The organism is Acidimicrobiales bacterium (assembly GCA_036273495.1).
Lineage (GTDB): Bacteria > Actinomycetota > Acidimicrobiia > Acidimicrobiales > JAJPHE01 > DASSEU01.
This window is the reverse complement of record DASUHN010000255.1, coordinates 1-24,500: the sequence shown is the minus strand read 5'-3', so window position 1 is coordinate 24,500 and position 24,500 is coordinate 1. Positions and strand designations below refer to the sequence as shown.

The 24,500-nt window shown below is 72.8% G+C and carries 24 protein-coding genes; 8 read left to right on the top strand and 16 right to left on the bottom strand.

All coding sequences use genetic code 11. From position 1 onward, the window contains the following. Positions 1-155 precede the first annotated feature (155 nt). On the bottom strand, positions 156-956 hold the full coding sequence (locus tag VFW24_11120) for a ParB/RepB/Spo0J family partition protein (protein ID HEX5267314.1): 801 nt from the start codon (positions 954-956) through the stop codon (positions 156-158). 51 nt (positions 957-1,007) lie between these two features. Here VFW24_11120 and ligD point away from each other — a divergent pair, with 51 nt between their 5' ends. Continuing rightward, on the top strand, positions 1,008-1,967 hold the full coding sequence (gene ligD, locus VFW24_11115) for a non-homologous end-joining DNA ligase (GenBank protein ID HEX5267313.1): 960 nt from the start codon (positions 1,008-1,010) through the stop codon (positions 1,965-1,967). Here the strand turns inward: ligD and VFW24_11110 are convergent. The 5 genes from VFW24_11110 to VFW24_11090 all read right to left on the bottom strand — a co-directional run bounded on the left by VFW24_11110 (position 1,964) and on the right by VFW24_11090 (position 6,358). Next, positions 1,964-2,530, bottom strand: a complete 567-nt coding sequence (locus VFW24_11110; protein ID HEX5267312.1) for an HD domain-containing protein — start codon at positions 2,528-2,530, stop codon at positions 1,964-1,966. The genes ligD and VFW24_11110 overlap by 4 nt on opposite strands. Positions 2,531-2,646: 116 nt before the next feature. Then, on the bottom strand, positions 2,647-3,453 hold the full coding sequence (locus VFW24_11105; GenBank protein ID HEX5267311.1) for a methyltransferase domain-containing protein: 807 nt from the start codon (positions 3,451-3,453) through the stop codon (positions 2,647-2,649). 21 nt (positions 3,454-3,474) lie between these two features. Continuing rightward, positions 3,475-4,620 carry a CaiB/BaiF CoA-transferase family protein gene (locus tag VFW24_11100; GenBank protein ID HEX5267310.1) on the bottom strand — a complete coding sequence of 382 codons (1,146 nt, stop codon included), beginning with the start codon at positions 4,618-4,620 and terminating at the stop codon, positions 3,475-3,477. Then, positions 4,608-5,480: a GNAT family N-acetyltransferase gene (locus tag VFW24_11095; protein HEX5267309.1), complete on the bottom strand. Its 873-nt coding sequence runs from the start codon at positions 5,478-5,480 to the stop codon at positions 4,608-4,610. The genes VFW24_11100 and VFW24_11095 overlap by 13 nt, the downstream gene beginning before the upstream one ends. A gap of 53 nt (positions 5,481-5,533) precedes the next feature. Beyond that, positions 5,534-6,358: an alpha/beta fold hydrolase gene (locus tag VFW24_11090; protein ID HEX5267308.1), complete on the bottom strand. Its 825-nt coding sequence runs from the start codon at positions 6,356-6,358 to the stop codon at positions 5,534-5,536. A 16-nt stretch (positions 6,359-6,374) separates the two neighbouring features. Here VFW24_11090 and nudC point away from each other — a divergent pair, with 16 nt between their 5' ends. The 3 genes from nudC to VFW24_11075 all read left to right on the top strand — a co-directional run bounded on the left by nudC (position 6,375) and on the right by VFW24_11075 (position 8,724). Continuing rightward, positions 6,375-7,355, top strand: a complete 981-nt coding sequence (gene nudC / locus VFW24_11085; protein ID HEX5267307.1) for an NAD(+) diphosphatase — start codon at positions 6,375-6,377, stop codon at positions 7,353-7,355. A 70-nt stretch (positions 7,356-7,425) separates the two neighbouring features. Continuing rightward, positions 7,426-7,683 (top strand): hypothetical protein, encoded by a 258-nt coding sequence (locus tag VFW24_11080; protein HEX5267306.1) that lies wholly within the window; start codon positions 7,426-7,428, stop codon positions 7,681-7,683. A 147-nt stretch (positions 7,684-7,830) separates the two neighbouring features. Further along, a complete protein-coding gene (locus VFW24_11075) occupies positions 7,831-8,724 on the top strand; it encodes a hypothetical protein (GenBank protein ID HEX5267305.1) in 894 nt (297 codons plus the stop codon). Positions 8,725-8,764: 40 nt separating this feature from the next. Here VFW24_11075 and VFW24_11070 read toward each other — a convergent pair whose 3' ends face one another. After that, positions 8,765-9,175 carry a nuclear transport factor 2 family protein gene (locus tag VFW24_11070; protein HEX5267304.1) on the bottom strand — a complete coding sequence of 137 codons (411 nt, stop codon included), beginning with the start codon at positions 9,173-9,175 and terminating at the stop codon, positions 8,765-8,767. A gap of 68 nt (positions 9,176-9,243) precedes the next feature. Between VFW24_11070 and VFW24_11065 the strand changes: the two genes are divergently transcribed. Continuing rightward, positions 9,244-9,810: a PadR family transcriptional regulator gene (locus tag VFW24_11065; protein ID HEX5267303.1), complete on the top strand. Its 567-nt coding sequence runs from the start codon at positions 9,244-9,246 to the stop codon at positions 9,808-9,810. A 324-nt stretch (positions 9,811-10,134) separates the two neighbouring features. On the opposite strand, the gene VFW24_11060 is transcribed toward VFW24_11065, so the two are convergent. From VFW24_11060 to VFW24_11050, 3 genes are read right to left on the bottom strand one after another with little or no spacing between them, the layout of a single operon-like run. Further along, entirely contained in the window at positions 10,135-10,806 is a 672-nt protein-coding gene (locus VFW24_11060) for a pyridoxamine 5'-phosphate oxidase family protein (protein HEX5267302.1), read from the bottom strand. 50 nt (positions 10,807-10,856) lie between these two features. After that, positions 10,857-11,312: a PaaI family thioesterase gene (locus tag VFW24_11055; GenBank protein HEX5267301.1), complete on the bottom strand. Its 456-nt coding sequence runs from the start codon at positions 11,310-11,312 to the stop codon at positions 10,857-10,859. Continuing rightward, on the bottom strand, positions 11,309-12,790 hold the full coding sequence (locus VFW24_11050; protein ID HEX5267300.1) for a DHA2 family efflux MFS transporter permease subunit: 1,482 nt from the start codon (positions 12,788-12,790) through the stop codon (positions 11,309-11,311). The genes VFW24_11055 and VFW24_11050 overlap by 4 nt, the downstream gene beginning before the upstream one ends. A gap of 69 nt (positions 12,791-12,859) precedes the next feature. Here VFW24_11050 and VFW24_11045 point away from each other — a divergent pair, with 69 nt between their 5' ends. Continuing rightward, positions 12,860-13,747, top strand: coding sequence for an aminoglycoside phosphotransferase family protein (locus VFW24_11045; GenBank protein ID HEX5267299.1), 888 nt, complete (start codon positions 12,860-12,862; stop codon positions 13,745-13,747). 10 nt (positions 13,748-13,757) lie between these two features. Here the strand turns inward: VFW24_11045 and VFW24_11040 are convergent, their stop codons facing one another. The 6 genes from VFW24_11040 to VFW24_11015 are packed head-to-tail and all read right to left on the bottom strand — an operon-like array spanning position 13,758 to position 20,581. After that, positions 13,758-14,507, bottom strand: a complete 750-nt coding sequence (locus VFW24_11040) for an ABC transporter ATP-binding protein (GenBank protein ID HEX5267298.1) — start codon at positions 14,505-14,507, stop codon at positions 13,758-13,760. 16 nt (positions 14,508-14,523) lie between these two features. Continuing rightward, positions 14,524-14,949: a hypothetical protein gene (locus VFW24_11035; GenBank protein ID HEX5267297.1), complete on the bottom strand. Its 426-nt coding sequence runs from the start codon at positions 14,947-14,949 to the stop codon at positions 14,524-14,526. 2 nt (positions 14,950-14,951) lie between these two features. After that, positions 14,952-16,274: a choice-of-anchor P family protein gene (locus VFW24_11030; GenBank protein ID HEX5267296.1), complete on the bottom strand. Its 1,323-nt coding sequence runs from the start codon at positions 16,272-16,274 to the stop codon at positions 14,952-14,954. Then, positions 16,271-17,044: an ABC transporter ATP-binding protein gene (locus tag VFW24_11025; GenBank protein ID HEX5267295.1), complete on the bottom strand. Its 774-nt coding sequence runs from the start codon at positions 17,042-17,044 to the stop codon at positions 16,271-16,273. Before VFW24_11025 ends, VFW24_11030 begins: the two co-directional genes overlap by 4 nt. Next, a complete protein-coding gene (locus tag VFW24_11020) occupies positions 17,041-19,038 on the bottom strand; it encodes an ABC transporter permease (protein HEX5267294.1) in 1,998 nt (665 codons plus the stop codon). The genes VFW24_11025 and VFW24_11020 overlap by 4 nt, the downstream gene beginning before the upstream one ends. A 13-nt stretch (positions 19,039-19,051) precedes the next feature. Next, positions 19,052-20,581: an ABC transporter substrate-binding protein gene (locus VFW24_11015; protein HEX5267293.1), complete on the bottom strand. Its 1,530-nt coding sequence runs from the start codon at positions 20,579-20,581 to the stop codon at positions 19,052-19,054. Positions 20,582-20,786: 205 nt separating this feature from the next. On the opposite strand from VFW24_11015, the gene VFW24_11010 reads away from it, so the two are divergent. Both VFW24_11010 and VFW24_11005 read left to right on the top strand, forming a co-directional pair. Beyond that, positions 20,787-22,586 (top strand): ABC transporter ATP-binding protein, encoded by a 1,800-nt coding sequence (locus VFW24_11010; protein ID HEX5267292.1) that lies wholly within the window; start codon positions 20,787-20,789, stop codon positions 22,584-22,586. Positions 22,587-22,593: 7 nt separating this feature from the next. Beyond that, positions 22,594-24,396 carry an ABC transporter ATP-binding protein gene (locus tag VFW24_11005; protein HEX5267291.1) on the top strand — a complete coding sequence of 601 codons (1,803 nt, stop codon included), beginning with the start codon at positions 22,594-22,596 and terminating at the stop codon, positions 24,394-24,396. Positions 24,397-24,500: the final 104 nt, after the last annotated feature.

Genomic DNA, 24,500 nt, shown 5'->3' with positions numbered 1-24,500 from the left:
AAGACCGCCCACCGTGCCGCCCAGCTCTCCTTCGTGGTCGGCATCCTGCTCATCATCAAGCTCATAGACGGCGGCCATCTGGGTCAGTCCTGATGGCCCCTATCCGCGCAACCTCTTAGTCCGGGTCGCACGAATCTCGGGGAGCGCGAGGGGCGCTACTCGGCGTCGGTCTCTTCGCCCAGGACCTTCTGCGGGGACGCCTCGAGCTCGGTGAGGGTGGCGATGAACTTGGCGAACGTCTTGTCGAAGTCGGCCGGCTTGCGCGCCCGTTTGGTCGGGTTGGCGTAGCTGATGATCTGGTAGCGGGCCATGGAATGCCATGCCCCGCGCTCCTTGAGGGCCTCCTCGACCGCCTTCACCCGATCGGCCGCCTCCAGCAGCCTCTCGGCCCGGCCCTCCCGGATCTCGTAGGCATCGTGCAGGGGCCGGTCGAGGAAGCCGTCGCACTTCTTGAGGATCAGCTCGAAGGCGCTTCCCGCCAGGCGGCCCGAGCGTTCGTAGGCGAGGCCGAGGGTCACCAGGTGCGGGGTCTCGATGGAGTCGACCACATCCCCGTGGTCCTCGGTGCGGTTGGGGGAGTCCTCCAGGATGTCCCGGTAGATCGACAGGGCGATGGTGGCCCGCTCCCTGATGTTGAGGTTCTGCTCGACGTTGAGGCTCATCATCCGCCGGGCCAGGCGTTCCGGGACCACGACCACCGGGAACTCCTTCACGCCCAGCTCGCTGGCGGCGTGGAAGCGGTGCTGGCCGTCGATGATCACGTGCTTGCCCTCGCGCTCGACCGCGACGAGCGGAGTGACGTAGCCCATGCGCTCGAGCGAGGCGGTCAGGGCCTTCAGGTGGGCGGGGCGGGGCTTGCGCTGATGGCCGATCACCTCCAGGTCGGCCCTGCGGACCAACCGGATGGTGATGGGCTGGCGCCTGATCGGGTCCTTGAACTCGAGCTGTTCGGCCACGACCCGAGGCTACGGGACCGAGCCGGAGCGGGGCGCCGGTAGGGTGCGGCGGTGGCTCGGGCTCGGTGGCTGCCGCCGATGCTCGCCACTCTGGTGGACGCCCCGGCGTGGTTGGCCCAGCCCCGCCAGGGATGGGTCTACGAGCGCAAGCTCGACGGCCTGCGCTGCCTGGCGGTGCGCAACGGCGCGACGGTCGAGCTGTGGTCGCGCAACCACAACTCGTTCCTCGACCGCTTCCCCGAGGTGGCGACCGCCGTCGGGACGCTGGCGCCGGACAGCTTCACCCTCGACGGCGAGCTGGTCGCGCACGACGGCTCCGACTTCGTCGGCTTCGGGCAGCTGCAGCAGCATCAGGCGAGCCATCGCGTCGTGTACGGCGTGTTCGACCTCCTCCACCTCCTCGGCGAGGACACCACCTCGCTGGCCCAGACCGACCGCCGCCGCCTGCTCACCCAGGTGGTGACCGACGGGCCCGTCCTGCGCCCGGTCGACGAGCTCCCGGGTGACCCCGGGGACCTGCTGGCGTCGGCCTGCAGCCAGGGCTGGGAGGGGCTGGTGGCCAAGCGCACCGCCGCGCCCTACACGGCGGGCCGCTCGGGCAAGTGGGCCAAGCTCAAGTGCTCGGCCAGCCAGGAGCTGGTGATCGGGGGGTGGACCGAGCCCCAGGGCAGCCGTGCCCACATCGGGGCCGTCCTCGTCGGCTACCACGAGGACGGCGCCCTGCACTACGCCGGCAAGGTCGGCAGCGGCTTCACGACCGAGACGCTGGCCCGGCTGGCCGGGGCGCTTGCCCCGCTCCAGAGGGCCGACTCTCCGTTTGCCGAGCGGGTGCGCGAGCCCCGGGTCCACTGGGTCGAGCCCCGGCTGGTCGCCAACGTCGCCTTCAGCGAGTGGACGCGCGACGGCCGGCTGCGCCATCCCCGCTTCGAGGGGCTGCGCCCGGACAAGGACCCCGCCACCGTGGTGAGGGAGCGGCCCGCTCCCGGTCAGGGGTTCCCGGGGGAGCTCTAACCGGCCCGCCCGGCGAAGAAAGACCGGATGAGTGGCTCGTAGTGCGAGAGCGGCGGGGTCTTGTAGTCCTCGTCGAACGCAGGCATGTCGTACGTGCGCACGAACTCCTCGGTGAGGTCGTAGTGCTCGTGGCCGGCGAAGGCGTCCCGAGCGTTGCGGTCCCCGCCGATGTGGTGCCAGAAGTAGTAGCCCTGGAAGGTGGCGTGCTGCTGCACCATCCAGTGGTACTCGTCGCTGACCCACGGGCGCAGGACGGCCGCGGCGATGTCGGCGTGGTTGAGCGGACCGAGGGTGTCCCCGATGTCGTGGAGGAGAGCGCAGATGAGGTAGGCGTCGTCGCGCCCGTCCTTCTCGGCGCGGGCGGCCGTCTGCAGGCTGTGGGTGAGGCGGTCGACGGCGAAGCCGCCGCCCTCGTCGTCCAACATCCGCAGCTGCTCGAGGATCCGGTCGGGGAGCACGGTGACCAGCTCACCGTGCTGGCCCATGATCAGCTGCCAGTCCTCGGCGGTGGAGTCCTCCATCCGCTTGAACAGGGCCCGGGGCCTGGTCTCCACGTCAGCCATGTGCAACCCACCTCGTCTCGGCTCCAGCCCGGTTCGGGCCGGTCTCGGCGTCCAGCCCCAGTCTACGCCGGGTCGACCGAGCGCTCGACCCCGAGGCGCCGGCCTGAGGCCCCGTGTCAGGGACGCAATGCGACGATCGTGTACGTGAGCGGCATCCGGGGCCGCCCCGGCGGGCACTCCCAGCGGTGGTCGTCCGTCTCGACCAGCCACGGGAAGCGGGGCCAGACCGTCCAGTCGTGCTCCTCCATCGTGACCAGCTGCATTCTCTGGTCCACGAGGGCGCCCACGATCTCGCCGAGGGAGTGGTTCCACTCGTAGGACCGGGTGCTGCCGATCCGGACGTCACCGTCGGTGTAGGTGATGTCGCTGTCGTCCACGTACGGCTCGCTCTCCTCGAAGTAGGTGTGCTCGAGGCGGGTCTCGTCGTCGGCCAGGGCCCACGCGAGCGGGTGGCTGTCGTGAAGGTAGAGGCGCCCGCCGGGGCGGAGCACCGACGCGACCTGTGCGGCCCACTGCCGCACGCTCGGGAGCCAGCACAGCGCCCCGAGGCTCACGTAGGCGAGGTCGAACGTCTCCGGGGCCAGCGCCTCGGCGGCGCGGAGCACGTCGGCCTCGACGAAGCGGGCCCGGTCGCTGAGCCCGGCGCGCTCCGCCAGGCGGCGGGCCTCGGTTATGGCCTCGGTTGAGAAGTCCACGCCGGTTACCCGCGCCCCCGAGTCGGCCAGAGCGAGGGTGTCGAGCCCGAAGTGGCATTGCAGGTGCACCACGTCGAGGCCGGCCACGTCACCCAGGGCGCACCGCTCCCGCTCCCGCATGCCCGGACGCCTCGCCAGCCAGCCCTCGACGTCGTAGAAGCGTGACGCCACGTGGATCGGGACCCGGTCGTCCCAGTTGGCGCGGTTGACGGCCACGTAGTCGGACATCGGATCGAGGGTACCGCCGTCCTAGGCGTTCCAGGCGGGAGCGGACCGGTCGGTGGCGACCACGCCGCCGGCGATGAGCTCGGTTATGCGCTCCTCCCCGATGCCCAGCTCGGTGAGCACCTCGCGGGTGTCCGCACCCGGGGACGGAGCGGGGGAGCGCACCGACGCCGGCGTCTCGGTGAAGGTCACCGGGTGGCGCAGCACCCGTCCCTCTCCTGCCTCGCTGACCATCTCCAGATGACTGACCTGGGGATCGTCCATGGCCTCGTCGACGCCCAGGACCGGCCCGGCCGGGAAGCCGGCGGCGTTGAGCCGCTCGACCCAGTCGGTCACCGTCGACCCCGACAGGATCTCGCTCAGGCGGTCGTGCAGCTCGGGGCGATGGCGGAGACGCTCGGTGTGGGTCCCGAAGCGCGGGTCGGTAGCGAGCTCGGGCGCGCCGAGGGCCGTGCAGAACCTGGACCACGACCCGATGGCCGCCACGTTGAGCAGGCCGTCACTGGCGGCGTAGGTGCCCATGCCCGTGATCGTCGGGTGCTCGTTTCCCTCCTGCTGGGGGATCTCCCCGTCGTTGAGCCAGCGGGCCGCCTGGAAGTCCATGAAGCTCACCATGGCCTCGAGAAGGGAGGTGTGGACCCACTGCCCCCGCCCGGTGCGCTGCCGGGCGACCAGGGCCGCCAGGATCCCCTGGGCCAGCAGGGTGCCGGCGGCGGTGTCCGATACGGCGATGCCCGTGCGCCACGGGCCCCCGCCCGGAGGGCCGGTGACGCTCATCAAGCCGCCGAGGCCCTGGGCGATCTGGTCGACCCCGGGCCGGTCGGCGTAGGGGCCGGTCTGTCCGAATCCGGAGATGCTGGCGTAGACGAGCCGCGGGTTGTGCTCCCACACCGCCGCCGGGGTGATGCCGAGGCGGGCCTTCACGGCCGGCCGGAAGTTCTCGACCAGCACGTCGGACCGGGAGCAGAGGTCGAACAGGATCTGCCGTCCGTCGTCGGTGGACAGGTCGACCAACGCCGACCGCTTGTTGCGGTTGAGGTTGAGCGCGTCGGACCCGCCGAGATCCGCCCGCCGGGGGTGGGAGACGGTGACCACGTCGGCACCCATGTCGGCCAGCTGCCGGGTACAGGTCGGACCCGAGCGGGCCCCGCTGAGGTCTACGACCCGGATGCCGTCGAGTGGTCCACGCGGTGCGATCCACCAGTATCGCCTTTGGTCGGACCTGCGAAGCGGTAGCGCAGGGCCTCGGCCACGGCGCGGTAGCCGATGGCCCGGTAGATGGAGTTGGACACCGGGTTGGAGAGGTCGGTGTAGAGCATGCACCCGTTGCCGGCCTCGGTCGCGGCGGCGGACACGGCCGTCACCAGGGCCGAGGCGTACCCCCGGCCCCGAACGGGCTTGGGTGTGTAGACCGGCCCGACCCGGGACACGCCGGCGACGGGGGCGGAGATCCCCGCCAGTGAGACCGGGGCCCCGTCCTCCCACAGCCAGAGGTCGCGGTTGGCCAGCCGGCGCTCGACCATCTCGTCGGGGGTGCCCGGACCCTCTCCGGCCTCGGCATGAAAGGCGGCCATCCATTCGACCAGCAGGTCGCGGTCGGTCCCCTCGCCCAGGCGGGGTCCGCCCGTCGTGGGGCGGGCCGATGCCGGCGGCTCCAGGGCGTAGATCCGCTGGCCCTGGTCGGCATGAGCGGCGCGGCCGGTGCGCTCGGTCCAGTGCCCGGCAAAGCGGGCGGCGGTGGCCGCTTCGGCGTTGACCCCGGGCAGCTCGGTGCCGGCGTCGACGATGGCGTCGACCGCGGCCGTCGTGTGCTCGGTGCTCATGGGTGTGGTGGTGGCGAAGAAGTCGATGGGTGACTGCAACACCACCCCCGCTGCCGCACCATCGCGTTCGACGACCCAGTACCGACCGGGCTCCGGTCGCGCCACCCGGGCGTGGAGCAGGCCGGTGATCGGGTTGTGCAACACCGGCTCACTCACCAGGTGGGCGTGGGCCCGGTCCAGGACCTCGCCCGCGTCGTCAGTCGCCACAACCGTCACGCCCATGTCGCATGATGACCAGGGCCGGCCTCGAGGGCCAGCGATTATGACGAGCGCCGGCCTCGCTCACCACCATCGGGCAGCGTGCGGAGGAAGTCCCCGATGATCTCGGCGTAGTGCCCGATCCGGAACCTGAGGTCGGCCTGGGTGGCCATGACGTGCAGCCGCGAGCCCGGCACCGTGGAGATGATGTCCCGAGCGTCGTCCAAGGGGTGGATCGGATCGTGACGGTGACCGATCACGAGCGTCGGAACAGCCTCGCGGGCGAGCGCCTGCGGGCCTTTGCGAACGACCTCGTGCTCGTCCATCAGGCCGCGCAGCATGGCGGCAGCCGCCGTCGGCTCCAGTGAGAGGAGGTCGGCGAAGGATCCCAGCTCGGGGTACCGGGTCCGCCGGAGAGGCGCCGAGGCACGCGTGGCCGGGCGCATGAGCCAGCCGGCCCCCTGGAGGGCGGTGGCCACGGCCCCGAAGACCCGCTCGGCCGCCGGACGGCCGCCTTCGAGGACCGGCATCTCGATGATGGCGCCCGACAGTCTCTGCGGCGCCAGCGAGGCGACGGCGAGAGCCACGTTGGCACCGAGGGACAGTCCCCCGACGGTGGCGCGGGGCAGGTCGAGAAGGTCCATGAGAGCGAGGACGTCGCGCCCCATGAGCTCCCAGCTGTAGGACGAAGGCTCGATGGGACGAGACGAGCGCCCGTGCCCCCGGAGGTCCAGGAGGAGCATGCGCTGTTCGGGCAGACGACGAGCCAGACGTTCGAACAGCCGGCGGGAGAAGAACAGCCCGTGCAGGAGGATCGTCGGCGGTCCCTCCGGATCGCCTCGCTCGGCGTACCACAGGCGGACCGATCCGTTTCTCAGCTCCGGCACGGCTCCATCATGGTCGGTGCGGACCCCGCCGGGGTGTTACGCCCAGGGCACCAACTCGTCGACGACCGACTGGAGCTCCTCGGTGGAGAAGAGGGATGCGGTGTACCCGATCGGGGAGGTCGACCCGCAGGGACCGGGCCACCGCGCGCAGCACCTCGGCCGTCTGGCGGACCTCCAGTGTGTATGGCAGCTGCGCGGCGTCCAACCGGGGCCGGGCATCATGGGCCCGGCCATGTTCGCCCCCCACGTCGAGCCGCCCTCGTCCCCCGACGGTCCCGTCCTGCTGGTGTCGGTGCGGGAGTCCCGGGTGGCGCTGGCGGAGGGCCCGACGCCCGAGAGCGGTCTCTTCCTCGGCACCCTGGCCGGCCAGAACTGTTGGGCCGTCGAGCTGGGGCCCGAGGCCGACGAGGACCTCACCGATCTTTACTCGCTGTGGGGGAGGGTCGACGAAGCCCGTTGGAAGCTGGCGGGCCGCGCCGTCCAACTCGTGGAGTGGCAGCGCAACCACTGTTTCTGCGGCCGGTGCGGGAGCCCGACGGAGCCCTCGGCTGGGGAGCGGGCCCGCCGGTGTCCGGAATGCGGGCTCCTGGCCTTTCCCCGCCTGGCGCCGGCCGTCATCGTGCTGGTCGAGCGCCCCGACGACGGACGGGCCCTGCTGGCGCGCAACGTCAACTTCCCCGGGGGGATGTTCTCGTGTCTGGCCGGGTTCGTGGAGCCGGGGGAGACCCTGGAGGAGGCGGTTCACCGGGAGGTTGGCGAGGAGGTCGGGGTCGCTCTCGGGGCCGTCCGGTACTGGGGCAGCCAGCCGTGGCCCTTTCCGCACTCGCTCATGGTCGGGTTCACCGCCGAATGGAGTGGTGGTGAGATCGTGTGCCAGGCGGGGGAGATCGCGGAGGCGCGGTGGTTCTCCCCCGGCGAGGTGCCCGCGATCCCGTCCGGGATCAGCATTGCCCGCAGGCTGATCGACGACTGGATGGTCCGACGGGACGCGCTCTGAGCCGCGCCCGGGGCACCGCCGCCGGCCGAGGTCGATCCGGACCGCCACGGCCCCCGCCTACGCTGAGCCAATGGTCGAACCCCTCGAGGACACCGTTGCCCGGGCTGACCGGGCCCGGACCGAGCTGGACCAGCTCCTCAAGCAGATCAGCGGGGAGCGGGAGGCGGTGAGGGCCGCCACCTCCGAGGCCCACGAGGCCATCCAGGGTCTGCGGACCGCGATCAAAGAGGCCAAGGAGGAGATCCGTCAGTCCTCGAAGGCGGAAGCGCGCAAGCACCTCGCCCGGCAGATGCGGGCGGCGGCCGACATCCTGGCCCGCGACAGCTGACCGCCGACCTCGGTCGTAGGCCCGGCGGGGCCGGCCTGGCGCCCGGCGTGCAACTCCATCGCCCTCGACCGCGTCGATCCCGACCTGGCCCCTCATACGATACCGACGCACGGCGCCGTCCGGCTGTCCGGTCCGGGGGAGGATCACATGGAGGAGCAGTCGAGGAAGGCCCGGGCCCTGGCGGCTGCGCTCGAGCCGGTGGCGGGCCAGGTGTACTTCTCGCCGGAGTGCCACACCGGGTACGCGGCCCTGGGGTTCGGAGCCAGCCCGGGGGACTTTGCCGGGGTGGCCGCTCCCGACGGCGCCGCCTACTTCTGCAGCCGGGGATCGGTGATGGGCCAGGTGCCCGGGAGTCTGGTGGCCGCCGCCTTCGGTGTCTTCAACCCGGCCGTGGTGGTCCCGCTCGTCACCGCGGGCTGGCAGCTCACCGACGCCGCCACGATCTGCGCGGCGCGCGACGACGGCGGCGTGGGTCAGCTGCGCCGGATCCTGGGGGAGGAGCCTGATGGTGTCGAACGCGCCAACGCGCTGCTGGCCCGGGCCGTGGCGCCCCTCCGCCCCGAGGGGAAGCCTCTCTTTTCCGGGCTGTCGTCGCTGCCGCTGCCGGGGACCCCGCTCGGGGATGCCTGGCGGCGCGCCGACATGCTGCGGGAGTTCCGCGGTGACGCCCACGTGGCGGCGTGGACCACGTCCGGGTTCGACGCCACCGAGATCGGGCTGCTGACCGAGGCGTACTGGGGCCTGCCGCTGCGCACCTACATCCGCACCCGGTCGTGGACCGACGAGGATCTCGACGCCGCCGAGGCCCGCCTCGTTGCCCGCGGCCTACTGGCCGACGGAAAGCTGACCGATGCGGGCCGGAAGGAACGCGAGGTCGTCGAGGTGGCCACGGATCACCACTGCCGGCCGATCGTGGACGCCCTCGGGGCCGATTTCGACGATCTCGTGGCCATCCTCGCCCCGTGGGGGGAGTCCGTGCGCGCCGCCAAGGGCTATCCGGCGGCGGGGCCCCACGACATCGCTGCCCGCGCCGGGGGCTGATCCAGGCGGAGCCGGAGCCGGCCCCGGGCGCTCGGGGCCCTCAGGCTCCGAACGCTCCCAGCTGGATCAGCACGCCGAGCCAGTTCTCGACGTGGCGGGTGCGGACGATCCGACCGTCGCGCACGACGAAGTGGTCCATCCCGTCCATCTCCAGACGCCTGCCGTCGGCGGGCACCATTCCCCACAGGTCGCCCACCTGGGTCCAGGTCATGCGCCACACGCCGGCCACGCGCTCGCCGTCGACGACGATGTCGAGCAGGTCGACGACCTTGTCCTTGCAGGTGTCGCGCATCATGGCGGCGATCTGCTTCTGGGCCTCCCTGGTCCCGTCGAACCCGGACGGCGGGGTCTCGTCGACGTGATCAGGGGAGAGGAGGTCGTCGATGGCCTCGACATCGCCCTTCTGCCAGACCCGCTCGTAGTACTCCCGGACCAACTCGATGGTGTCCATTCGCCCTCCCTCGGATCCTCCTAATTAGATGTCCTATCAGGACGCCCGTCAAGACTAAGGTGGGGGACATGGCGAGGGCCCTCAACTCGACCGCCGCCTGCGTGCTCGGGCTGCTGGACATCGGGCCTCCGCCGCCGGACCGCGGGCGCTGGGAGGCGGACGGGACCATGTCCGGCGCCGAGATCTGGTCGGCCGTGGACCGTTCCGTCGGCGGGTTCTGGAGCATGACCCGCAGCCAGGTGTACGGGGAGGTCCGGCGCCTGGTCGACGCCGGCCTGGCCGAGGAGGGCGCCGCCGCCCGCTTCTCCATCACCGCCGCCGGCCGGGACGAGGTGAGGGCCTGGTTCCAGAGGTTCGCCCTGGCCGATCCCCGAGACGACCAGGTCCGCTCGGCCATCACGCTCATCGTCTTCTTCGGCCACTACCTCCCCGCCGAGGTGCTCGGGCGGGTGGTCCGGGAGCACCGGCTGCGGCTGGAGCGACGCCTCGACGTGCTGCGGGCCATCGAGGCCTCCCTGGGTGACGACCGGTCGCTTCCCGGGTCGACCCTGAAGCGGGGCATCCTCAACGCCACCAGTGCGGTCGCGTGGACCGACGACGTGTTGACGCGGGTCGGGTCAGGGGGATCAGGCTGAGCGACGGCGCTTGGCCCGGGTCCTCCTCGGCGCCACCGGGGCGCTCGGGTCCGACGCCGCCACCACGCCGGCCTTCAGGCGGCCGAGCACCAGGCCCCACGCCATGAACTCCGCCTGGAGCGGGAGGTCGACCAGGCTGGTGGACCTCGACGTGGGCCCCGCCGCCCCGGCCCGGGGTCACGCGCAGGTAGCCGACGAACTCCCCACCCGGGACCGGCACGCTGTCGCTGCTGGCTGCGATGACCGGTCGCAAGGCCGCCCTCGACGACCTCACGGGCGAGGGCGTCGCCGACCTGAGGAGCCGACCGTGACCAGGTACCTGGGTCATCCCCGGGACGTGAGCCAGCCCGCCACGTAGCCGGGCACCGGGGGCGAGGCAGCCGTTGACGGGGCGCCGTCGCTGATCGGCTCGCCCGGAACGAGGCGCAGGGGCACCTGTCCGGCCCAGTAGGCCAGACCGATGTCTTCGGGCTCCTCGACGGGTCCACCCGTACGCACCTTGGCCGACGCCTCGGTGATCGGCACCCGGATGACCAGGCTCTTGCGCAGCTCCGGCGCCGACGGGGCGCGGGTGTCGACGGACCGGCCGGGCGCCATGTGGTCGACGATGGCCAGCAGGGCGCGGCGCTTCTCGTCGGGGTCGGTCACGGCGGCACCGCGTCCGAACAGCATCACCGAGCGGTAGTTCATCGAGTGGTGGAACGCCGAACGCGCCAGCACCAACCCGTCGACGATCGTGACCGTGATGCACGCCTCGGCCCCGTCGGCCAGGGCGCGCAGCCCGAAGTTGGCGCTGGCGCCGTGCAGGAACACCTCGTCAGCGACCCGGGCGTAGGCCGTCGGGAAGACCCAGGGCCGGCCGTCGAGGGCGAAGCCCACGTGGCAGATGAGCCCGGCGTCGAGGATGGCGGAAACCGTCTCCCGGTCGTAACGGCCCCGGTCCGCCTGGCGCCGCACCCGGGTGCGCCCGGTCGTCTCGAGAGGTTGCTGGTCCACGGCCAACACAATGGCGGCCGCCGGCCGGTGCCGCCGGGATTATCGGTCGGTCAGCGGGGCCAGAGCACAGCCTGGGTGCAGCGGAACAACGCCAGGACGCGTGCGTCGGAGACGTCGGTGACCTCGGCGTCCCACACCTGGGTGGTGCGTCCTCCGTGGACCAGGCTGGCGGTGGCCGCCAGTGTCCCCTGGGTGAGGGTGCGCAGGAAGTTCGACTTGAGCTCGATGGTCGTGAAGCCCACCGCTCCGTCGGGGAGCGCCATCCGGCAGCCGTAGCCACAACAGGTGTCCGCCACCGCGATCACGGTGGCGGCGTGCAGGAACCCGTTGGGGGCCAGGTGGTCGACGCGGATCGGCAGCCGGGCATCGACGCGTCCGGGCTCGGCGCCGGTTATCTGCAGCCCGATCAGGCCGGGCAGGAACCCGGCGCCGAGGCGGTTGAGGGCTCCGATCAGGTTGGGGTCGGAGGGATCGGGAAGAAGCGGCACGGAGGGAGAGGCGCTCACCCGAGCTCCGGTTCGAGGGAGACCGGGAGGCCGGCAGCGACAGCGGGCAACTCGGGTGCCACCTCCTCGATCGCCATGGCCTGCACCCGCCGGGGCGCCGCGAGCAGGGTGCCGATGGCGCCGGAGAGCAGGGCCATGGCCGAACCGTAAACCCAGAGGTGCCGGAAGCCCGACAGGTGCTGGACGTGTCCGGTGCCACCGAGGAGGACGACGAGGAGGGCCACCCCGACCGCCCCGCCGATCTGGCGGGCGGTCTGGTTGACGGCCCCGCCGAGCGCCAGGTGCTGCGGCGGCAGGCTCGACACCGCCGCCGCGCTCAGCACCGGGAAGGTCAGCCCGATGCCGAGCCCGGTGATCAGGGTCCCCGGCAGCCAGCGGGCCAGGAAGGCGGGATGGACACCGACCCGCGTCGCGTACCAGCCGAGCCCGAGGGCAAAGCACAACGCCCCCGGCACGAGCACGGCGCGGAAGCCGACCCGGCCCGCCATCCGCCCCGCCCACCCCGAGACCACCGCCACCACCCAGGGCCCGGGCGTCACCGCCAGGCCGGCGCGCAGGATCGAGTAGTGCCAGAAACCTGTGAGGAACAGGATGTTGCCGAGCAGCATGGCGAAGAAGCCCATGGCGTAGACGAGAGTGGCGGCATTGGCCACGGCAAAGGTCCGGGCCCGGAACAGGCCGAGGTCGAGGACCGGGGCCGGGTGGCGGGCGGAGCGGACCACGAAGGCGACGCCCAGCCCGGCGAAGGCGGCAAAGGCCAGGAGCACCCGCCCGCTCAGCCACCCCCACGACGGGCCCTCGGTGATGCCGAGCACCACGCAGGCCAGGCTCAGGCTCACCAGGGCCACGCCCAGATAGTCGGGAGCGGGGGGCGCCACCGGCACCTCGGACTCGCCCAGGACCCGACGGCCCCACAGCCACGCCACCACCGCCACCGGGAGGTTGACGTAAAAGGCCAGGCGCCATCCCCCCGCCGAGATCAGCCCCGCCCCCAGCGACGGCCCGGTGGCCACGGCCAGGGCGCCCACGCCCCCCCACAGGGCCACGACCTGGGACCGGCGCTCGGCGGGGAAGGCCCCGATCAGCAGCCCCAGCGACGCCGGCAGCAGGCAGGCCGCCCCGAGGGCCTGGACCACCCGCCCGGCCACGAGCACGGGGACGGTCGGGGCCAGGCCGCACAGGGCCGACCCGGCGCAGAACACCGCCAACCCGAGGAAGAACAGCCGGCGCCGCCCGAAGCGGTCGGCGCTCCGGCCGGCGGTGACCAGGAGGGAGCCGAACACGATGCTGTAGGCGGTGATCACCCAGGCCAGTCCGGCGGGGGTGACCCGGGGGAAGGACCGCTCCAGGGCGGGGAAGGCGACGTTGACGATCGACAGGTCGAGGGAGGCCATGAAGGCTCCCAGGGCGGTGACCGTGAACGTGGCGGCGGGACGGGCTCTGCCCCCGACGGGCGCCGGGCCGGTCAGTACCTTCACGCGACGGACGATAACCGAGTCGATTCCATCATGCAACTGACATTCGTCACAGCCCGGTACGCTCACCCGGTGAGCTGGCCCGAGGGGGACGTCAGCGTCGACCGCGAGCTGGTGCAGGCGCTCCTCTCCGAGCAGCACCCCGACCTGGCCGGCCTGCCGTTGGTCCATCTCGACGCCGGCTGGGACAACGTCCTGTGGCGCCTCGGCGCCGATCTCGTTGTGCGCCTGCCCCGGCGGTCGTTGGCGGTGCCCCTGATCGAGAGCGAACAGCGGTGGCTGCCGGGGCTGGCCCCCCGGCTGCCGCTGCCGGTCCCCGCCCCCGTTCGGGTCGGCCGGCCGTCGGCGGCCTACCCGTGGCCTTGGTCGGTCGTGCCGTGGCTGGAGGGCGAGCCGGGGGACCGGGCCCCGCTCACCGATCCGGCCGACGCCGCCCGCCGCCTGGCGGCGTTTCTCGACGCCCTCCATCAGGATGCGCCGGCGGGGGCGCCGCACAACCCGTGGCGCGCCGTGCCCCTGGCGGCCCGCACCGATGCCTTCGTGGCCCGCGTCGAGGAGCTCGCCGGACAGGTCGACGCCGCGCGCCTGCGGGACATCTGGGACGCGGCGCTGTCGGTGCCGGCGTACCCGGGACCGCCGCGGTGGGTGCACGGAGACCTCCACCCCGCCAACTTCCTGGTGTCCGGCGGCACCATCGCCGCGGTCATCGACTTCGGGGACCTGTCGGCGGGGGACCCGGCCACCGACCTGGCGGGGGCGTGGATGCTCCTGCCCGACGGCGCCCGGGACGAGTTCTGGTCCGGCTACCCGCGCCGCGACGACGGCCTGGTGGCCCGCTCGGTGGGCTGGGCGCTGCTGTTCGGGCTCATGCACCTGGCCATCGGGCTGGGCGGGCGGCCGACCTACGAGCGGGCGGCCCGCCTGACGCTGGACCGCGTGCTCCGCGCTGGCCTCGGCTGACGCCCCGACGCTACGAGGCCGCCGCCGTTCCCAGGTAGGCCTCCTGCACGGCCGGGCTCTCCCTGATCTCCGCCGCCGACCCCGACGTGAGGATGCGGCCGAAGTCCAGCACCCAGATGTGCCGGCACACGCTCATCACCAGGTCCATGTCGTGCTCGACCAGCAGAATGGCCAGCCCCTCGTCGGCCAGCCGGAGCAGCAGGCGGCCGAAGGCCTCCGACTCGCGGTCGTCGAGACCGGACGACGGCTCGTCGAGGAGCAGCACCCGCGGCCCCGAAGCCAGGGCCCGGGCCAGCTCGACCAGCCGCGACGTGCCGGTGGAGAGAGTGTCGGCGCGCGCGTCGGCCACGTCGTCGATCCCGATCAGCCCGAGGAGGCGGTCGGTTGTCGCGCCGGGGTCGGGCCCGCTGCGGTCCCACTCCCGGCGCAGCTCCGCCCCGACGAGGACGTTGTCCCTCACCGTGAGCGAGCCGAACAGCTCGAGGCGCTGGTAGGTGCGGGCCACCCCGAGGCGGGCCCGCCGGTAGGTGGGGGCGGCGGTGACGTCGCGACCCGACAGCCGCACCCGCCCTGAGGTGGGGGCCACCAGGCCCGACACCACGTTGAACAGCGTCGTCTTGCCGGCGCCGTTAGGCCCGATCAGCCCGGTGATGGTGCCGGCGTCGACATGCAGGCTGACCTCGCTCAGAGCCTGCACGCCGCCGAACCGGACCGATACCGCCTCGACCGCAAGGGGCGCGGCGCCGTCGGACGCGCTCACGGCTGCGTCCCCCCGCTCACGATGCCGTACCCGCCCGGCGCCGGGCCGGCGCCTTCTCCCCGACGCCGGGAGCCGGCGACGCCGCCATCCGATCGATGCGCTCCTCCATGGCCCGCTGCATGCGGGTGAGCTGGGTGATCCACACCGCTGACGCCAGGAGCAGGCCGCCGAGCACCACGAGGCCGAGGCCGACGAAGCCGCCGGAGATGAGGTAGGGGATCTGGGCCACCTCGGGATAGGACCGGGCCGCCCCGTACCACCCGAGGAACATGACGACAAAGCCGCCCACCACCGCCACCGAGGCCGGGATCACGATCAGCTTCACCAGCTCGGCCGTGCGGGCCTGGGCCCCCCAGCGCAGGAGCGACTGGCGCAGGCCGTCCCGCGCCGCCGCCCGGCCTGAGGGCGGCTGCTCCACCGCCGGGTCGGACGCCACCGTCACCTCTATGCCTCCCCTCGCCACGCGGCCAGCCGCCGCACCCACCCCGATAGCGCCCAGCTGCCGCCCACCAGGCCCAGCAGTGAGATGACGATCACCCCGATCGGGATGCCGCCGTAGGTGTAGGCCGCCGCCGAGCCCAAGGTGTTGAGAGCTCCGACCACGCCCCCCGGCCCGGCGGACGCCGGTGTGGAGGTGACGCCGGCCGTTCCGGTCCCCGTGTCCATGGGCCCGGCACTGAGGCCTCCGGTCAGGGCCGCCGGCAGGGACGAGCCGCTCCCGCCGCCACTGACCGAGCCCGGCGACGGGGCCGTCCCTCCCCCCGGCCCGGACACGCCGTTCACGCTCTGCAGGGCGCCGGCGCTGGTGGCCACGCTGGCGGCGGTGGCGCCGAGCTCCACGAGGATCACCCCGGCGGAGGCGGCCGGGCTCTCGGGAGTGTCGATGCCGATGATGAGGCCGCCCGCCTGGCGGGCGACGCCGGCGGCGGTGTGGGACGTGGTGGGCTCGGCCATCGACAGCTTGAGCCCCGCCGACTGGAGCGACTGGAGGAGCTGCTGGTTGAGGTCGCTGCCCGGCAGCGCCGTTCCGGCGGCGTGCACACCCTTGGCGTCGATCGTGGCCGGGATGCCGGCGATGCGCAGACCGGCCACCTGCACCGACCCCGAGGACTGCGAGCCGGCCACCGCGGACGACGACGTGACGGAGGTGATGGTCACCGCCCCGCCGGCCACCGACACGTCGTGGAGGACCGTGCTGGACGAGGCGCGCGCCGTTCCGTTGTCGGTGGACGAGACGGAGTGGGTGGAGATCGAACCGACCTGCAGCATCCCCGGGAAGCTGATCCCGGGCAGCTGCGAGTCCCCGCTCGACTTGTCGGGGGAGCCGAACGCCTTGATCGTCGCCCCCGGCACCTGGTCGTTGGTCACCGTCCCGCTGCCGCCGCCGGCCTCCGCCAAGGTGGGCCACGGGGGGATGGCCTGGGCGGCCGACGCCGGCGCGCCCTCCTCCTGCATCAGCGGTCCGAGGTGGGCGCCGAACGAGCCCGGGTAGTTGAGGGCGCCCCGTCCGTACGCCACCCCGCCCGACGCGAGGGACGCGGCCGTGTCCGAGAGGCTGATCTCGCCGGGCGAGTCGGCGCCCGGAACGAAGCCCGGCAGCACCGGCACCCACGCCACGGCGTCGGCGGCGGTCGAGATCACGTAGCCGTTGAGGCCGGCGGCGCGCGCCCCCGACTCCCCGACGACGAGGACCAGGGCGGCGGCGCCGGCGCCCGCGGCGAGACGGAGGCGGGCGCGCCCGGACCGGACACGGATGGGCTTGGTCATGCCGTTGCTCCCAGATAGACGCTCGACAGCTCGTCGACGACCGTGGCCGGTGGGCCCGCCAGCGTGACCTGGCCCCGGGACATGGCCACGACGTGGTCGGCCAGCTCGAGGGCGGCGCCGATCAGCTGCTCGACGAGGACGATCGTGACCCCCTCGGCCGCCAGCTGGGCCACCACCCCGAACAGCTCCTGGACGATGACCGGCGCCAGTCCCATGGAGAGCTCGTCGATGAGGATCACGGCGGGATCGCTGCTGACCGTGCGGCCGAGGGAGAGCATCTGCTGCTCCCCGCCGGAGAGGGTCCCGGCGGTCTGGGAGCGGCGCTGGCCCAGGCGGGGGAAGCGGCGGTAGACGATCTCCTCCACCTCGTCCAGGGACCGGCCGCTGGAGTAGGTGTCCATGAGGAGGTTCTCCCGGACGGTGAGGTTGGGGAAGATGGCCCGCCCCTCGGGGAGGAGGCACATGCCGGCGCGGGTGCGCCGCTCCGGCGGTACACCGGCCACGTCGCAGCCCCCGATCAACACCCGCCCGGCCGTCGGCGCCAGCAGCCCGCCGATGACCCGGAGCGTGGTGCTCTTGCCCGCGCCGTTGGGTCCGAGCACCGCCGTGACCCGGCCGGCGGGCACCGCCATGTCGACGCCATGGAGCACCTCGACGGTTCCGTAGGCGGCGCGCACCCCTTGGAGCTGCAGGATCGGCGGCTCGGCCGGAGCCGGCACGGCCTCGGGTGCCGCCTTCCGCCGGGTGCGGGCCGCCGGGTCGGGGCTCACCGGGCCCCTGCCACCGGGTCGACGGTGCCGACCCCGGGCGCACCGATGGGGGAAGGAGCCCGGGCCAGGCGGCCGGGCAGGGCGCCGCGCCGCGCCGTGACGGTCTTCCAGAGGCCCCGCGTCTGGTTGACGGTCATCCCCACGATCCCCTCGGGATGGCGGGCCATGACGATGGCCAGCGAGCCGATCAGCACCGGCTGGATCCAGTTGGGCCCGGCGGTGGCGCGGTCGAAGAAGCCGGGCAGGATCGACTTGAGGGCGTCGAACAACCAGTTGGTCACCACCGAGGGCAGCACGGTGAGGAAGAACGCCCCCGCAAAGGCCCCGCTGACCCGCGTGATGCCGTAGGCGGCGGCGGTGAGAAGGAGCAGCAGCGAGTTCTGGTACACGAAGTTCATCCCGCCGACCCGGGTCTGGACCGAGCCGAGCAGGACACCGGCCACGCCGGCCACCGCCGCCGACACCCCGAAGACCTGCAGGCGGATCTTCATCAGGTTCATGCCCTGGGTCTCGCTGGCGATCGGGCTGTCCCGCAGGGCGGCCAGCTTGCGCCCGAACGATCCCCGCCGCAGGGCCAGCACGAGGTTGGCCATCACCAGGGCCACCACGGCGGAGAAGATGAACATGTTCTTCTCGCTGGTCATCGACACCCCGAGGAACGAGGGGCGGCGCACGGCCAGGGTCTTGCCGCCCCCGAGGATGTGGTCGTTACCGAAGAACAGGCTGTCGAGCAGGATGGCGAAGGCGAGGGTCCCGAGGGCCAGGTAGATGCCCTGCAGGCGGGCGGCAGGAAGGGCGACCAGCATCCCGACGATGGCGGCCACCGCCGCCGCCACGACCATCCCCACGAGGAAGGGAACCCCGGCGGGCAGGGCGGAGAACACCACCGCCCCCACGCCGGCGAAGGAGAACTGCATGAGTGACACCTGGCCGGACAGGCCGGTGAGCAGCAGCAGGCTCATGAGGGTGATGGCGTAGGCGAGGCCCTTGGACCCGATCAGCAGCTGATAGCCGGGGATCACGAGGGTGGCGGCGGCGGCCACCGCCAGCCCCACCCCGCTCCACCCCAGGGCCCGGGTCCGATCCGGAGGCCGGGGCTCGGGCGGGACCCTGGTCTTCTCCGCCAGCCGGGCCGGCCGGCGCATGAGCAGGGCGCCGAACAGCAGGACGAACGGCAGGGCCGGCTGCAGCTGGTTGGCGAGGGTTCCCGACCCGGCGAAGTACCCGATCACCATGTCGGACCCCACCCCGAGGATGAGGGCGCCGGCGAAGGTGGCGGGCAGGCTCTGCAGGCGGCCCCAGATGGCGGCGGCGAAGGCCGCCACCACCAGGCTGCTGAGGACGTTCGGGTCGAGGTTGAGGCCGGGGGCGATGAGGATGGCGGCCAGGCCGGCCAGCATCGACCCGAGCGACCACGAGGCCTTGGTGACCCGGTTGGGGTTGATGCCCTTGACCCGGCACAGCTCGGGGTTGTCGACCACGGCGCGCATGGCCACGCCGAGGCGGGTGAGCTTGAGCAGCGCCCACAGGGCCAGGGCCACCAGGACCGCGGCCACGACCACGGTCGTCTGGTCCCAGCTGACCACCAGACCGCCGACCCGGTAGAAGTGCGGTCCCCAGAGCGGGGGAAGGGTCCTGATCTGAACGCCCCAGATGGCCTGGGCCAGCCCCTGGAACGAGACGAACAGCGCCACCGTCACCACGAGCTTGGTGGCGAGCGACGCGCCCGCCAGCCAGCGCATGATGGTGCTCTCGAGCAGGACGCCCAGCAGGGGAGCGACGAGGAACAGGGTGATGAGAAGTGCCAGCCACACCGGCAGGCCCAACCCGATGCGCAGCTCCCAGAACACGAACGCCTGCAGCATCCCCACCGCGCCGTGGGCGAAGTTGAACACCCCCGACGTGACGTAGGTCAGGACGAGCCCGCTGGCCGAGATGGCGTAGATGGCGCTGTCGACCAGCCCGATCAGGAGGTAGGCGAGGAAGGTGTGCATCAGTTGTCGGGCATCAGTAGGTGAAGGTGGTCCCTAGGCTGCAATCGAAGGCCCCGCTGTTCGGGTGGATGACCGACCAGTTGCCGTTCTGGTAGCTGGCCATGGCAAAGCAGTTGAGCGAGCTGACGGATGCGCTCGGGTTGCTCGGGTTGGAGGGTGGTTCGAGACCACCCCCGTTGAACTGCTGCACCTTCTGCAGGGCCGCGGTGTAGCTCTGGCGGGTGAGCGGTCCCTGGACGGCGCGGAGGGCCTGCACGAACAGGGCTGTGTACGCCCACCCGTCCACCGAGAACAGGTCGTTCTTGGCTCCCGGGAAGGTCTGGCTCGTCCACTTCACGAAGTCGGCCAGCCCGGGATAGTTGGCGGCGGCGCCGGGCTGCAGGAACGGGGCGTAGGTGATCGGGTTGATCCACCCGTTGCCCTCGGCGCCGAGCAGCTGCTTGTAGTCGGTGTCGTAGGCGAGGTTGGCGCCCTGGACGGCGGGGTGGAACCCCTGCTGGGCCATGTCCCTCTCCAGGCGGGCCTGCATGTTGACCTCGAGGGAGAACGCCCACACGACCTGTACGCCCGAGCTGGCCATCGAGAGGACCTGGGGCGTGTAGTCGGGCGCGGTCGGGTTGAGCCCGGCGGTGTAGGAGATGTTGTAGCCGGCCTTCTGCATGCCCACCTTGGTGGGCGGCAGGTTGGCGACGACGGCGCTGACGTCGGTGTACAGGAGAGCGGCCTTGAGGGCGCCGGGGTGCTGCTGGCGGATCCACACCCACGGCGCGTCGCTGGCCGTGCTGGGGATGGCATGGGGGGACACGTTGGGGCCGTTGCGCACCGACCAGTCGGGATCGACGACCGCGCCCACCCACGGCACGCCGGTCGACTTGATCAGGTCGGTGTAGCCGGAGTCGGCCACGCTCAGGTTCCCGGTGAAGCCGAAGACGTGGGGCTGGATCTTCTCGAACTGGGCCCGGCCCTGGGCGGGGTCGAGGCCGTCGTCGAGCTCGGTGTCCACCAGCTTGCGGCCGCACACCCCACCCGAGGCGTTGACCATGGACAGGTACGCGGCCGAACCTCGGAACTCCCCGGCCGTGGCCCCCGGCAGCGGTCCGCTGTCGGTGTCGGCGGTGGAGACCTGCAGCTGGGTGGCCGAAAGGCCGGGGGCGTTGGTACCCCATTGGGCGCACTCACCGGCGCTCACCGGCGCCGCGGTGGTGCCGCCGGACGACGCGGTCCCGGCCGCTCCGCTGCTGCCGGCGGCCGGCGCCCCGGGTGCAGCCGTCCCGCCGCCGGGGGCCGGGGCGTTGCCGCTCGACCCTCCACCCGCAGTGGCCGTTCCCGCTCCCGCAGTGAGGCCTGACCCCGCCGCCGCCTGCCCCGACACGGACCCGCCGCCGCCCGCGCCGCGCCCGGAGGCCTGGGCCTGCAGCTGCTGGAGGACGCCCTTCGGGAGCTGGGCCCCGCAGGCGGTGGCGCCGAGCGCGGAGGCCGCCACCACGGCCAGCACCCGGGCCCGCCGCGCCGGTGACCGGCCGCCCCGCTCCCTCACCCCCATGCTGCCCCCCAGTCCTCGTGGACGACGGCCGGCGGCGTGGACATCCACTCCGTCCCCAACAAGTTCGTTGGGCCGGACCGGATTCCTGCCGCCCCGCCACACCAACTGGAACCTGTTCTATATCACCGGCCCCGATGGCACAAGATCACCGGCCCCGATGGCGCAAGGCGCGCCGGGGTCCAAGGCCGGATGCTCAAATGAGCGGGTGAGCCGGCTGCGGTCGAGACAGGAGTGGCAGTTCTTCGCCGCCCTGCCCCGCGCCAGCCGGCCGTTGGCGGCGGTGTGGTGGGCCGCCCTGGTCCTGCGGGGCGTGTTCCCCACCGTGTTCACCGTGGCGATGGGCGTGCTGATCGGGGAGGTGCAGCACCACGGCTCGCTGGCCCCCGGGCTGGTGCTGGTGGGGATCAGCTTCGTCCTGCTCCAGGTCCTGGCGCCGATCCACCAGGCGGCCAGCTTCAACCTGGGCAGCCGGGTGGCGGCCTGGCTGTACGACCGCCTGACCGAGGCGTGCGTGGGCCCGCCCGGCATCGGCCACCTCGAGAACCCCGACCTGGTGGGGGACCTCACCGTGGCGCGGGAGTTCGACATGGGCATGACCGGCCCGCCCATGCACATGAACATGGACTTCATCGCGTCGGGGCTGGTCGACCTGCTGAGCGGGGTCGTCTCGGCGCTCCTCCTGTTCGCCTACCGGTGGTGGGCGCCGGTCGTGTTGATCGTGGCGTGGGGCGCCACCCACTGGCTGCTCCGGGAGAGCTCGATCTGGCGGGACCGCAACACCGAGGAGGTGCGCCTGGCCCAGCGCCACGCCGACTACGCCTACCGGCTGGCCGTCGACCCGCCCGCGGCCAAGGAGCTGCGCCTGTTCGGGCTGGCGGGCTGGACCCTCGAGCGGTTCGTGGAGCGCCGCCGGCAGCTCTTCGACCTGCAGTACCGGGCCACCCGGCTGCGGGAGCGGCCGGTCCTGTGGAGCCTGGCCCTGGTCGTGGCGGCCAACGTCGGGGTGTTCCTGTCCCTGGCGGCGGACGCGTGGGGTGGGCACCTGAGCCTGGGCCGGTTGGTGGTGTTCGCCCAGGCGGCGGTGGGGGCGGCCCTGATCGCCTTCGGCGGGATCAACTGGGCCATGGACGGCGCCGCCGCCCCGGTGGCCGCCGTGCTGCGCCTGGAGCCGGCCATGGAGCCGGCCGGCGCCCTGCGGACCGGCTCCCGGCCCGCCCCGGGGATGCCGGCCGTCGAGGTCCGCTTCCGAGGCGTCGGCTTCGCCTACCCGCGCACGTCGGCGCTGGTGCTCGACGGACTGGACCTCGCCATCCCCGCCGGCTCATCCATGGCCATCGTCGGCCAGAACGGGGCGGGCAAGACCACCCTGGCCAAGCTCCTCTGCCACCTGTACGAGCCGACGGCGGGCGCCATCGAGGTGGACGGCGTCGACCTGCGCGCCCTCGACGTGGGCTCGTGGCGCCGCCAGGTGGCGGCCGTGTTCCAGGACTTCGTGCGCTTCGAGCTGTCCCTCCGGGAGAACGTGGCGCCCGGGGGCGCCCCCGACGAGGTGATCCGGGCCGCCCTGGCCGACGCCGGCGCCGAGGGCCTGGCCGACCTCGACACCCCGCTGGCCCGCGCCTACCCCGGCGGCACCGACCTGTCGGGCGGGCAGTGGCAGCGGGTGGCCCTGGCCCGGGCCCTCTGCGCCGTGCGCGGCGGCGCCCGGCTGGTCCTGCTCGACGAGCCCACCGCCCAGCTCGACGTGCGCGGCGAGGCCGCCATCTTCGAGCGGCTGCTGGCCGCCACCAGCGCGGTGACGACGGTGCTGATCTCCCACCGCTTCTCCACCGTGCGCCTGGCGGACCGGATCTGCGTGCTCGAGCACGGGCGGGTGGTGGAGCTCGGCACCCACGCCGAGCTGATCGCCCTCGGTGGTCGCTACCGCACCATGTTCGAGTTCCAGGCCCGGCGCTTCGGGGCGGCCGAGGACGAGGAAGGCCAGGTGTATGACGTCCTCGCCTGACGGCACGGTGAGCGCGCCCGAGCCCGACGAGATGCCGGCGGGCCTGGCCGCCATGTGGCGCCTGTGCCGGCTCGGCTACCAGCACGAGCCGTGGCTGCTGCTGGCCGCCTTCGTCCTGGCCCTGGTGGCCGCCCTGCCCGACTCCCTGCTGGCGCTGTGGCTGGCCCTGCTCGGCTCCGGGCTCATCCATCACCACCACGGCGTGCTGGTGGCGGCGTCCGTCGGCCTGGCGGTCTCGGCCACCGCCACTTGGGTGCTGCGCACGGTCGGTACGCGCGTGCAGCGGCGCTTCCGGGACAAGGTGACGATTGCCCTGGAGTCGCACGTGGCCCGGCTGCAGGCGTCGATCGGCACCATCGCCCACCAGGAGCGGCCCGAGTACCTCGACCGCCTGAGCGTGCTGCGCGACCAGATCTTCGTCCTCGACCACATGTACATGTCGCTGTTCACGACGGCGGGCTGGATCCTGCGCCTGGCGCTGACCGTCGGGCTGCTGGCGTCGATCAGCCCGGTGCTGATCGTGCTGGCGGCCTTCGCCGTGCCGACGGTGGTGACCTCCTCCTGGCGGCCGGCCGTCGAGCGGGTGGTGCAGGAGCGGGGTGCCCGCCACGACCGCCTGGCCCGGCACCTGTTCATGACCGCGACCACCGCCGCCGCCGGCAAGGAGGTGCGCATCACCGGCATCGGTCCCGACCTGGTGGCCCGGCGCCGGTCGGAGTGGGAGCGGTGGTACGCGCCCCTTGCGGCCACCCGGTGGGCCACGGCGACGTGGCACACCCTGGCCTGGTCCGTGTTCGGCGGGGCGTATCTCGGGGCGGTGGTGTACGTGTCGTCGACCATCCACGCCTCGGTCGGCTCGGTGCTGCTGGTGCTGGCCGCCGGCGCCCGCCTCTCGGCGTACATCGGCGGGGCGGTGGGGGAGATCGGCTTCCTGCGCGGCACCTGGCTGGACGGCTCCAAGCGGCTGGTGTGGCTCGAGCGCTACGCCGAGGCGGTGGTGGCCGACGCCGATCTCGAGCCGCCCGACCGCCTGCACGAGGGGATCCGCCTGGAGAACGTGAGCTTCGTCTATCCCGGCACCGACCGGGTGGTGCTCGAAGACGTCAACCTCGATCTGCCGGCGGGCGCCGTCGTGGCCGTAGTGGGGGAGAACGGGGCGGGCAAGTCCACCCTGGTCAAGCTGCTGGGCAAGCTGTACGAGCCCACGGCGGGGCGCATCCTCGTCGACGGCGTCCCGCTGGCGCGCATCCGTCCCGACGCCTGGCGGGAGCGTCTGGCCGGCGCCTTCCAGGATTTCTTCCGCTTCGAGCTGCGCGCCCGCCACTCGGTAGGCGTCGGGGACGTGCCGCGGGTCGACGACGAGCCGGCGGTGGTGACCGCGGTGGACCGGGCGGGGGCCGACGAGGTCGTGGCCCGGTTGGGCGCCGGGCTCGAGACCCAGCTCGGGCCCATCTGGCCCGACGGCGTGGACGTCAGCTTCGGGCAGTGGCAGAAGCTGGCCCTGGCCCGGGGCTTCATGCGGGACGAGCCCCTGCTGCTCCTGCTCGACGAGCCGACCGCCGCTCTCGACGCCGAGACCGAGCACGCCCTGTTCGAGCGCTACGCCGACGCCGTCCGGCGCGAGCGCGAGCGGGAGGCGGGCCGGATCACGGTGCTGGTGTCGCACCGGTTCAGCACCGTTCGCATGGCCGATCTGATCGTGGTGCTCGACGGGGCGCGGGTCGTCGAGGCGGGCAGCCACGACGAGCTGGTGGGGCGGGGCGGCCCCTACGCCGAGCTGTACGGGATCCAGGCCACGTCGTACCGCTGAGCACGGGGCGGCCGGGCAGGCCGCACCGAGGAGGACGCAGGAGATGGCCACGCCGAAGGTCCAGGTCAAGCGGGCGTACGACGCGCCCGCCAGCAGCGACGGGG